General features: G+C 55.2%; 1 protein-coding gene. It reads right to left on the bottom strand.

All coding sequences use genetic code 11. The features are described 5' to 3' along the window. On the bottom strand, nucleotides 1-1,254 hold a 1,254-nt coding region (locus CBY09_RS23420), incomplete at both ends, for an FG-GAP repeat domain-containing protein (RefSeq protein WP_205734211.1).

The raw sequence follows: 1,254 nt of genomic DNA, 5'->3' as shown, positions 1-1,254 counted from the left end.
TTGCGCGGCACGCTCAGGTCGTCGTTGATGTTCGTGATGCTGTAGTCAAACTGATTCCAAACGCTGCGCGTGGGGACCCAGGAGTTGTTCAGATCCTCGAACACTCGAATACCGACAAACCTGCCTGCATCCTCGGGCACGATGATGTCCGCATGGCCGTCTGCATCCACGTCAGCCACCAAAGGATACTCAGCCCCCGTAGCCGAGCCACTCTCTGTGGAGAACACGATGTTGCCGCTCGCACCATCGAATACAAATAACTGCACTTCATCGCGGTAGACGATTTCCACCTTGCCGTCGCCGTCAAAGTCAAAGGCAGTCGATCCGGTTGAAGAAGATGAGTAGTCACGTACCACGGATTGCCAGAGGATTGAGCCATCGGCCCTCACGACCGTGTAGTACCCCGCACCTGCAACACCGATTTCTGGCACACCATCGCCATCGAGATCCGCAGCAGTTGGGGTTCCCCCATTGCCGCCACCCAAATAAACGTTCCAAAGAAGGTTGCCCTGATCATCCGAGAGGAACAGCGAACCATTCGATACGAGTGCGAACTGTGGTTTGCCGTTGCTTAGAAAGTCCGCAACAGCGAATCGGTACACACTGTTGATCGGAAGCGACACAATCGGATTGCCGGTACTGTCATAAATTTTGCCTCCACAGAGGATTTGCAAGCCAGCCCTGTCAAGGAATAGCTTGGAGGCGTAAGTGCTTTCATGGATGCTGCACGATGGAAGTGTGAATTTGAGCTGCCCCTTGTTGTCGAAGACCGAGTTACCCAACAGAATTTCTGGGATGCCGTCGCCATCAACATCAGCGACGGACACTGCAATCGGCACGCCGCCCGGTGTCTGGAATTTGAGGGTTCCATCGTTGCGGAACACCGATACACCGCCATTGACGTTGATGGCGATGATTTCTGGCACGCCATCCATGTCCAGGTCTGCAAGAGCCAGTCCTGTCTGACTGTGCGCACCGCCGAAACTACTGGCAGGAATCCTCAGAATCTGCGCACCCGTTGAACCGTCAACGACATAAATATCAGAGGGAGCGAAGTAGCTTCCGTTGTACGCCGTGAACACAACTTGCGGTGTATCTTGCGCGTCGATTCGACCGTCTCCATTGATATCGCGGATTCGGCCGACCACGGGAGACATCATGACCCCGCCACCCGTCCATTGCCATTTCTCCTTGGGCGCGAATGTCCCAACCTGAGGCACGAACAGCACATCCTGCGCACTGGAGCGCACGTTG

Source organism: Acidovorax kalamii (assembly GCF_002245625.1).
GTDB lineage: Bacteria > Pseudomonadota > Gammaproteobacteria > Burkholderiales > Burkholderiaceae_C > Acidovorax > Acidovorax kalamii.
This window is presented reverse-complemented; position numbering and strand designations above follow the sequence as displayed.